The 9,806-nt window shown below is 64.7% G+C and carries 8 protein-coding genes; 5 read left to right on the top strand and 3 right to left on the bottom strand.

Annotation, left to right across the window (positions count from 1 at the left end; all coding sequences use genetic code 11):
• Both IVB47_RS32270 and IVB47_RS32265 read left to right on the top strand, forming a co-directional pair.
• On the top strand, positions 1–770 hold a 770-nt coding region (locus tag IVB47_RS32270), incomplete at its 5' end, for an ATP-binding protein (protein WP_247467552.1).
• A gap of 78 nt (positions 771–848) precedes the next feature.
• Positions 849–2,492 carry an alpha/beta-hydrolase family protein gene (locus IVB47_RS32265; protein WP_247468175.1) on the top strand — a complete coding sequence of 548 codons (1,644 nt, stop codon included), beginning with the start codon at positions 849–851 and terminating at the stop codon, positions 2,490–2,492.
• Between the two features lie 3 nt (positions 2,493–2,495).
• Here the strand turns inward: IVB47_RS32265 and IVB47_RS32260 are convergent, their stop codons facing one another.
• The 3 genes from IVB47_RS32260 to IVB47_RS32250 all read right to left on the bottom strand — a co-directional run bounded on the left by IVB47_RS32260 (position 2,496) and on the right by IVB47_RS32250 (position 6,056).
• Positions 2,496–4,076 (bottom strand): MDR family MFS transporter, encoded by a 1,581-nt coding sequence (locus IVB47_RS32260; protein WP_247467549.1) that lies wholly within the window; start codon positions 4,074–4,076, stop codon positions 2,496–2,498.
• A 207-nt stretch (positions 4,077–4,283) separates the two neighbouring features.
• Positions 4,284–5,375 (bottom strand): M12 family metallopeptidase, encoded by a 1,092-nt coding sequence (locus IVB47_RS32255; RefSeq protein ID WP_247467527.1) that lies wholly within the window; start codon positions 5,373–5,375, stop codon positions 4,284–4,286.
• A gap of 165 nt (positions 5,376–5,540) precedes the next feature.
• On the bottom strand, positions 5,541–6,056 hold the full coding sequence (locus IVB47_RS32250; protein WP_027569103.1) for a YcgN family cysteine cluster protein: 516 nt from the start codon (positions 6,054–6,056) through the stop codon (positions 5,541–5,543).
• Positions 6,057–6,350: 294 nt separating this feature from the next.
• Here IVB47_RS32250 and IVB47_RS32245 point away from each other — a divergent pair, with 294 nt between their 5' ends.
• From IVB47_RS32245 to IVB47_RS32235, 3 genes are all read left to right on the top strand, one after another.
• A complete protein-coding gene (locus tag IVB47_RS32245) occupies positions 6,351–8,639 on the top strand; it encodes a PBP1A family penicillin-binding protein (protein ID WP_247288818.1) in 2,289 nt (762 codons plus the stop codon).
• 9 nt (positions 8,640–8,648) lie between these two features.
• Positions 8,649–9,227, top strand: a complete 579-nt coding sequence (locus IVB47_RS32240; RefSeq protein ID WP_007593444.1) for a DUF1214 domain-containing protein — start codon at positions 8,649–8,651, stop codon at positions 9,225–9,227.
• A partial coding sequence (locus IVB47_RS32235; RefSeq protein WP_247467526.1) for a DUF1254 domain-containing protein occupies positions 9,224–9,806 on the top strand: 583 nt, incomplete at its 3' end. The genes IVB47_RS32240 and IVB47_RS32235, both read left to right, overlap by 4 nt.

The raw sequence follows: 9,806 nt of genomic DNA, 5'->3' as shown, positions 1-9,806 counted from the left end.
CGGCCGGCATCGCGCACGAGATCAAGAATCCGCTCAACTTCGTCAACAATTTTGCATCCCTGTCCGCCGAACTGACGGACGAACTGAACGAGGCGCTCGCGCCTGTCCCGCTCGCGGACGACGTCCGCAGCGAGGTCGACGAGCTGACTGGACTGTTGAAGGACAATCTCGCGAAGATCGTGCAGCATGGCAGGCGCGCCGACTCCATCGTCAAGAACATGCTGCTGCATTCCCGCGAGGGCGGCGGCGAGCATCGGCTGAGCGACATCAACGCGCTGGTCGAAGAGAGCCTCAACCTTGCCTTTCACGGCGCCCGCGCCGAGAAGCCACAGTTCGACGTGACGCTGAAGCGCGAGCTCGATCCGGCGGCCGGGCAAGCGGAAGTGTTTCCGCAGGAGATCACCCGGGTGCTGCTGAACCTGATCTCGAACGGCTTCCACGCGGTGGCCAAGCGCAAGTCGGATGCCGGCGCCGCCGATTACGAGCCGGAGGTGATCGTCGCGACACGCAACCGGGGCGACAGCATCGAGATCCGCATCCGCGACAATGGCACCGGCATTCCGCACGAGGTGAAGGAAAAGATGTTCGATCCGTTCTTCACCACCAAGCCGGCCGGCGAAGGCACCGGCCTCGGATTGTCGATGAGCCACGACATCGTCGTGAAGCAGCACGGCGGCACCATCGACGTCGCGACGGAGCCGGGCAAGTTCACGGAATTCACGATCCAGCTGCCGCGACAGAGCAGCTTTTCAGACCAGAACAAGAGATAAACTCGCCCGGAGGATGCCGTGACGAATCTGGCTTGGCTCGTTCGACGGCAATTGCTCTCGCTGTCCGGTGTCGGCCTCATGCTGGGCGCTCTGTTCTTTGCTGCCGCGCTGACGCCGACGCTGATTCCGCGGAGCTATCTCACGCAAGGCGCGCTTGCCGGCGGCTGTTTTGCGATCGGCTATTTCGCCGGCGTGCTGTGGCGCCGGCTATGGCACTATCTCGAATTCCCCGAACCTTCGCCGCGGGCGAGATCGATTGCGAATGCGCTGGTCACAGCCGGTTGCCTGCTGGTCGTCGTTATCTTCCTGCGGCGAACCGCCGAATGGCAGAATTCGATCCGCACAGTGATGAAGATGACGCCGGTCGAGACCGCGCATCCGCTCAAGGTCTGCGTCATCGCCCTGATCACGTTCGCCGTTCTGCTGGTGCTGGGGCGGCTGTTCGCGTTTGTCGCCCGCTTCCTCGCCGTACGCACAAAGCGCGTGATTCCGCGGAAGCTCGCCAATGTCCTCGGTGTGCTGATCGCAGGCTTGCTGTTCTGGTCGATCGCCAGCAACGTCCTGGTCCGGACCGCGTTCAACGCGCTCGACTCCTCCTTCCGCGAACTCGACGCCCTGCAAGAGCCCGAGCGGCCGCAACCGGCCGCCCCCAATCGAACCGGGAGTTCTGCGTCGCTGGTGAAGTGGCAGGAACTCGGGCGCATGGGGCGCCGGTTCATTGCCTCGGGTCCGAACGCGACAGAGATCAGCGCCGTTACGGGACAGCCCGCGCAGGATCCCGTGCGCGTCTATGTCGGTCTCGGCAGCCGCGACACGGCCCAGGCGCGCGCCAAGCTTGCGCTCGAGGAGCTCAAGCGCCAGCACGGTTTTCAACGCAAGGTCCTGATCGTCGTTACGCCGACCGGCACCGGCTGGGTCGATCCATCCGCGATGGATACGGTGGAATATCTCCACCATGGTGATGTCGCGAGCGTCGCGATGCAATATTCGTATCTCAACAGCCCGCTGTCGCTGCTGTTTCAGCCCGAATACGGAGCGGAGGCGTCGCGTGCGCTGTTCGCCGAAATCTACGGCTACTGGACGAGCTTACCCAAGGACAAGCGGCCAAAGCTGTATCTGCACGGGCTCAGCCTCGGCGCCATGAACTCGGAAAAATCCGTAGAATTGTTCGAAACAATCGGCGATCCCATCGCCGGCGCACTATGGAGCGGAGCGCCATTCGAGAGCCGCATCTGGCGCTCGATTACCGATAACCGCAATCCAGGATCACCGGCGTGGCTACCAAAATTCCGCGACGGCCGCTTCGTGCGCTTCATGAACCAGAACGGACCGACGGTGCCGCCGGATACGCCCTGGGGCCCGATGCGCGTGGTCTATCTGCAATATGCCAGTGACGCGATCACATTCTTCGACTACGGCGACGCCTATCAGGCGCCGGCCTGGATGGACGCACCGCGCGGGCCTGACGTATCGTCGGAACTGCGATGGTACCCCATCGTCACGATGCTGCAGCTCGCTCTCGACATGGCGGTCGCAACCAACACGCCGATGGGTTTTGGCCATGTCTACGCGCCCGAACACTACGTCGATGGCTGGGTCGCGGTCACAGATGTCGGCGATTGGTCTGCCGAAGCGCTCGCACGGCTCAAGTACCAGCTCGCGACGAAAGCGCGGAAGACGGGCGCGGGCAATGGCGACGATGATCCCGACCGCGGTGGCTAACCCTTACTCCGCCATCTCCACCTGCTGCGTGACGGAGGGACCGGCCAGCGGGCGCTCCTCCATCATGATCAGGCAGAGCGCGGCGCCGGCCATCAGCGCCGTGGCGGCGCCGAACACGTAACGGAACGCATGCCGCATGTCCTCGGCGGGGATCGCATTGACGGCGCCGTGATGCTCGCCGGCGAGTGGAACGTCGGCACCGAGGGCGATGAGCAGGATGGCCGCGAACGCCGCGACCGTGAACGAGGACATCAGCGAGCGGAAGAAGTTCAAGGCGCCGGTGATGGTGCCGACCTGCGGACGGGCGACCGAATTCTGCACCGAGACCACGCAGACCGGAAAGGTGGTGCCGAGGCCAAGCGCAAACGCGGCCATCAGTGTCAGCAGTGCCCAGAGCGGCAACGTCGTCAACGTCAGGCCGAGGCCGCACAGCGCAGCCCAGGACGTTCCGACGATGGCGACCCGCTTGTAGTGCTTGGCGCGCGCCATGGTGCGGCCGGCGACGGCCGCGCCGACGGTCGAGACCGCCGCGAGCGGAATCAGCGCGAGGCCCGCTTCGCTGGCGCTGAGGTGATAGACCGCCTCGTAGTAGAGCGGCAGCTGCACCGTGAGGCCCGTGATCGCACCGAGCGCGCAGCCGCCCGCCGTCAGCCCGAACGGCACAACCGATCCTCCGAGCAGCGGCAGTGGCAGGAACGGCTCGTCGGCGCGGCGCGCGTGCCATACGAAAGTGACCGCGAGCGCGACGGCGCCGCCCACCATCGCAAGTACGGTCGGCGAGAGCCACGGGAAGCGCGTGCCGCCCCAGGTCAGCACCAGCATGAAAACGACGGCGGAGGCCATCAGCAGCACGCCGCCGAGCCAGTCGACCTTGCGCTTGCGGTGGAACACCGGGATCTTTTTCATCCTGGGCAGCAGCAGCGCGATCGCCGCGGCCGCGAGCGGCACATTGATCCAGAAGATCATCGACCAGTGCAGATGCTCGGCGAACACGCCGCCGATGACCGGGCCGAGAATGCCGCCGACCATCCACACGCTGGAGAAATAGGCCTGGTACTGGCCGCGCTCGCGTGGGCTCACGACGTCGGAAATCACGGTCTGCACGACAGGCATGATGCCGCCGCCGCCCAGTCCCTGGAGACCGCGTGCGAGAATCAGCATCGGCAGGTTCGGCGCGATCGCGCACAGCACCGAGCCCGCGACGAACAGGCTGAGCGAGATGATGATCATCACGCGGCGTCCGTAGATGTCGCTGAGCGTGCCGAATACCGGCGCGACCGCGGTCGAGGCGAGCAGATAGGCCGTGATGACCCAGGAGAGATTGGAGACGTCGTGGAACTGGCGTCCGATGGTCGGCAGCGCGGTTGCGACGATGGTCTGGTCCAGTGCGGCCAGGAACATCGTCAGCATCAGGCTGATGACAATGGTGCGGACCTCGTCCTGCGACAGTGGTGCCGGCGGCGCGAGCGAGGGAGCGTCATCGACGCTCAAGACCTCGCTAGGAAGGCGTGACAATTCCTCGGCGATGTCGTCGGGCAATGTCTGGGTGTCGGCAGAACTGCTCTGCCGCTCGAACTTGTTCATCTCGACCGGAAGCCATGGGGCGGCGCAACGCCGCGAAGGATTCGTTCTATGCAGTCCAATGTAGACAGCAAAGTTCTTCCCAGGCAGGCACCGCGGCGCATGGGTGCATCCCAAAGTCGGGCCATCGCGACGATTGGCGTACGGACCCAGGTGAGAGTCGCAGGACCCCCGTCGCTGCTGGCAGCCCTGCGACGTCCCAGGGCACCTTTAGGAAAACATCAGTGCCGTCTTGCCCGAGGGGCCTGGATGCACTAGTCGCAGCCGGGCGATATAGCTTCGGCCGGCGAACAATTTGTAGGAAATCCTCGCGTTTCGATCCTCGCCGCTATCATCGTCGCCCACGAGAAACCGCGGCGTTCCGTTCACCTCCTCGAACAGGACCAGCGTTGCGTCAGACGGCCCTTTGGTCTCGATGGTATATTTGCGTGAGGCGCTGGGTTTGATCGCATAGTCCATCTGCTGACCAGCGGCGAGATCGACCACGGCCGGATGGAAGGGCTGAAGCGTCGTCAAGGCTGGCTGTAGCGGCGGATACCAACGGCGGATCCACTGCTTGTCTCCGGCGGAGAGCGTCCCCGGAGGAACCAGACCATTGGTCTCGTAAGGCTTCGGCTCCGCAATCAGCCCCGGCTCAAACTCGTATTCCATGATGGAATCCGGGTCCCATGTTGAACCCTGTACCTGCTGCGGGGTGAGCTTCTCCAGGATATTGTGAAACGTCGTCGAGCGGCTCCACTTGTTGGGCGGGGCGCCCAGCGACTTGTAAACAGCCTCCTCATGCCACTTGATGCCGGCGAAGGGATTTTGATGCTCGTGCTCCATGCCAAGCACGTGTCCGAGTTCGTGCAGCGCAGTGCCGCTGCCATATTGCGAGGTCAGATCCCAACCATACACGGTGGTCGGCTCGGTCTGGGATACCTGCAGCACGTCCCTGCCAACCTGCGAGGCCGACGATCCGTCTGGCACTGAATAGCCAATTCGCACTTCGGCTTCAGCGAGTCGGGAGACCTCCTGGAATTCGAGGCCGATGCCTACCGCCTTCCATTTCGCGAAGGCCTTGCGTACCGCGTCCGCCTGGGCCCTGGGAACTTCAAAGTGACCCGAGGTGAAAAAGCAATAATGCAGGACCGTGCCGTTCACCCACTTGGATCGGCTCGAGATAATCGCACGTGCGCGAAGGGTGTCCGCCATGACAGCCGGACTGAGCTGCGGCAGGACTCTCGGGCCGTTCTGACAAAATGGCCGGGCCTGACCTTTGACCACGGGAGATTTCTTCGCCTGCTTTTGCGACTTTGCCATATGGCTCTCCAAAAGATTTGCGCCCCAAGTGGGGACTGAAAACAGAAGCCAAGAGAAAAACGGATCCGTAAAACGGCGCCAGTCTATCACAATCTCAGATTGTATCAATATGCTGCGCCAGATGCTGGGCGTCCGCGCCGGTGCGACGTCGATCTCGCAGGCGGATCAGTCCTTCGGACGTCGCTTCAGCCGGGCCCGTTTCGGAAGCTGCGCCGGCCACTGCACGATGTGGTTCTCGAGCTCATCGTCCGGGATCTCCACCTCGCTGCCTTCGACCCGTCCGCGCACGGAGACGCCCGCCTCATGCACGGTGTCGGGATCGCCTGACACCAGCGGATGCCACCAATAGAGGTCGCGGCCTTCCGCGACGAGCTTGTAGCCGCAGCTCGGCGGCAGCCAGTTCAGGGTGCGGACATTGGCCGGGGTCAGGCGGACGCAGTCCGGAACCTTGTCGGAACGATTCGCATAGTCCTTGCAGCCGCAGGTCACCCCATCGAGCAGCTTGCAGCCGACATGGGTGAAATAGATGTCGCCGGTGCCATCTTCCTCGAGCTTGTTCAGGCAGCAGCGGCCGCAGCCGTCGCACAGGCTTTCCCATTCGGGCCCCGACATCTCTTCCAAGGTCTTGGTTTTCCAGAAGAATCCTTCCTGGCCTGAAGGTCGTTTGGGAGCTGCGGTCATGCGCCTCAACAAAAGTTCGAAAGAGCTACGGCTGATGCCATCTAGGGCGTGCGGCCGCGGGGCTGCAAGCAACGCCCGCGTGAGGCCCGTAATGAACCGGGGTCAATTAGGCCTGTTGTTCAAAATCGCAAGCGTGACCATTGGTTTATAGGCCCTGCTCGGCTAGAAGGAACAGCAAGTCCCCACCGTCGCTGGCCGGGCGCCTTGGGTTTGCCGCAACACTCCCGCAAGACGTCTCGATGCCGCCCCGGCCGGGTGCTTGAACGCTTTCGAACCAAGCCGCAAGGGTTCTAGGTGCGCCAGATCATACCACCGCATTGGAAGGCCCGGATCCGGAATTTCTTCCTGGACCTCGATGCGCGCATCGACTCCTCGCTGTTCTCCTCGGCCAAGGGCATCCGCGAGCTCTACGAGCGCTACTCGACCTTCATGGACCGCTTCTATGTCGGGCGTTGGAAGCGCTGGGTGTTCATCGAGCCGCTGTCGGAGGCTGCGACGCTGGGCCTCGGCGGCCTGGTTGTGATGCTGACCCTCGCCATCCCGGCCTTCCGCGAGACCGCGGACGAGGACTGGCTGAAGAAGTCCGACCTCGCGGTGACCTTCCTCGACCGCTACGGCAACCCGATCGGCAGCCGCGGCATCAAGCACAACGATTCGATCCCGCTGGAAGATTTTCCGGACGTGCTGATCAAGGCGACCCTCGCGACCGAGGACCGCCGCTTCTACGAGCATTTCGGCATCGACATCGCCGGCACCGCGCGCGCGCTCGTCACCAACGCCCAAGCTGGCGGCGTCCGCCAGGGCGGCTCCTCGATCACCCAGCAACTCGCCAAGAACCTGTTCCTGAGCAACGAGCGCACCATCGAACGCAAGGTCAACGAAGCCTTCCTCGCGGTCTGGCTGGAATGGCGCCTGACCAAGAACGAGATCCTCAAGCTGTATCTCGACCGCGCCTATATGGGCGGCGGCACCTTCGGCGTCGACGGCGCCGCGCATTTCTACTTCAACAAGTCGGCACGTGACGTGACGCTCGCCGAAGCCGCGATGCTCGCCGGTCTGTTCAAGGCGCCGACCAAATACGCGCCTCACATCAACCTGCCCGCCGCACGCGCCCGCGCCAACGTCGTGCTCGACAACCTCGTCGACGCCGGCTTCATGACCGAGGGCCAGGTGTTCGGCGCCCGCCGCAATCCCGCGTTCGCGGTCGACCGCCGCTACGAGGCGTCGCCGAATTACTATCTCGACTACGCCTTCGACGAGATGCGCAAGCTGGTCGACACCTTCCCGAAATCCTACACCGAGCGCGTCTTCGTGGTCCGGCTTGCGATCGACACCAATGTGCAGAAGGCTGCGGAGGACGCGGTCGAGAACCAGCTCCGCCAGTTCGGCCGCGACTATCACGCGACCCAGGCAGCGACCGTCGTCTCCGATCTCGACGGCGGCATTCGCGCCATGGTCGGCGGCCGCGACTACGGCGCCAGCCAGTTCAACCGCGCCACCGACGCCTACCGCCAGCCGGGCTCGTCGTTCAAGCCTTACGTCTACACCACCGCGCTCCTCAACGGCTTCACGCCGAATTCGATTGTGGTGGACGGCCCGGTCTGCATCGGCAATTGGTGCCCGCAGAACTATGGCCATTCCTATTCCGGCGCAGTGACGCTGACACAGGCGATCACGCGTTCGATCAACGTCGTGCCGGTCAAGCTGTCGATCGCAATCGGCCAGAAGAACGAGCCCAAAGCGCAGAACCCGGCAAAGGTCGGCCGCGCCAAGATCGTCGAGGTCGCGCGCCGCTTCGGCCTCAAGGCGCCGCTGCCCGACACGCCGTCGCTGCCGATCGGCTCGGACGAAGTCACCGTGCTCGAGCACGCGGTGGCGTATGCGACCTTCCCCAACCGCGGAAAGGCGGTGACGCCGCATTCCGTGCTCGAAGTGCGCACCGGCGCAGGCGATCCGGTCTGGCGCTGGGACCGCGACGGGCCGAAGCCGCGCCAGGCGATCCCCGCCTCGGTGGCCGCCGACATGGCCGGCATGATGAGCCACGTCGTCAGCGAAGGTACCGCGCGCCGCGCCGCGCTCGACGGCATTCCGACCGCGGGCAAGACCGGCACCACCAATGCGTATCGCGACGCCTGGTTCGTCGGCTACACCGGCAATTTCACCTGCGCGGTCTGGTACGGCAATGACGACTATTCGCCGACCAACCGCATGACCGGCGGCTCGCTGCCGGCGCAGACCTGGCACGACATCATGCTCGCGGCGCATCAGGGCGTCGAGGTCCGGGAAATCGCCGGCATCGGCATGGGCCAGAAGCTGCCGCCCGAGCGGATCGCCAACGCGCAGGCCAATGCGACGCCGAAGGTGCTGGAGACCAAGCCCGGTCCGCCGCCGGTGTTGACCAAGCGCGGCGCCGACGTCCTGGTGCGGGTCGAGAAGCTGCTGGATGACGCTGCCAGGACCGCGACCAAATCGGCGGCCACCGATCCCAAGCAAGCCAAGCCGGCATCGTCCACGAGCGCGCTCGCCTTCCCGCAGAACTATGCGGAAGAAAATGCGAACGCATCCGCCCCGCGCAAGAACTGATCGAAACAAGTGCGGCTGATCCTGATCACATTGACGGCCCTTCTGCTCGCAACCGTGGTGGGCGTCGGCGCGACCTGGATGACGACGACGCGCGGCACCGAGATCGGCGCGCTGACCATCGGCCCGTGGACCGCGCGTCCGCGCACCGGCACCGCCGACGTCGATCCCTATTCGCGCGCCACCATCGTGCGCAACGGCGAGCTGCCGATCGGCACCGGCGACGGCGTCGCCTTCACCGCGACTGCCGACGACAAGAAGAAGGTGCTCGACGGCCGCTGCGACGTCGTGGTCTCCGGCGTGACGCCGCCGGCACGGTTCTGGACGCTGACGCTTTATGACCGCAAGGGTCATCTCGTCCCGAATTCGCTGCAGCGCTACGGCTTCACCAGCCAGGAGATCGTGCGGCAGTCCGACGGCTCGTTCGAGATCCGCATCGCCTCGCGCTCGCGCGCCGGCAACTGGCTGCCGACCGGCGGCATCGAGCGTTACGCGCTGATGCTGCGGCTCTACGACACCCCGGTCGGCGTTGCCACCCGCACCCAGCGCGACGCGCCGATGCCCACCATCACGACGGCGGGCTGCTCATGATCCGGCTGTTGTTCACCATCGTTGCCGGCGTGGTGCTGGGCCTCGTGGTCCATCTCGTCAGCGTGCTGGCGTTGCCGCGGATCGCGACCCAGGACGCCTATTCGCGGCTGACGCCGATGACGAAGCTCAACGGCGTCACCCAGCTTCCGCTCGCCGATCCCAGCACCTCGCCGATGCCGTTCATGGACCCGGCCTTTGCGCTGGCGATCTGCCGCTACGATCTGTCGAACGGGCCGATCAAGCTGACGGTCCCCGTCAGCCAGGCCTACACCTCGGTGTCGTTCTACACCCGCAACGAGATCGCCTATTACGCCATCAACGACCGCTCGGCCGGCAAGAAGGTGATCGAGCTCGATTTGATGACCGAGCCGCAGCACAACGAGCTGCCGGAGGACGAAGAGATCACCGCCGCCGACCGCCTGATCATCGATTCCCCGAGCACCACCGGTCTGATCGTGATGAAGGCGCTCGCCCCCGAGCCCGGCCTGATGCCGCAAGCGCAGGCTTCGCTTGTGGCCGCGAGCTGCGGACCCCAAACCGAGCCGCCGGCGAAGGCCGAAGCGCCGCGCGGACGGCGCT

Source organism: Bradyrhizobium sp. 62 (assembly GCF_023073035.1).
Lineage (GTDB): Bacteria > Pseudomonadota > Alphaproteobacteria > Rhizobiales > Xanthobacteraceae > Bradyrhizobium.
The sequence above is the reverse complement of the archived record's forward strand: the minus strand, read 5'-3'. Positions and strand labels throughout refer to the sequence as shown.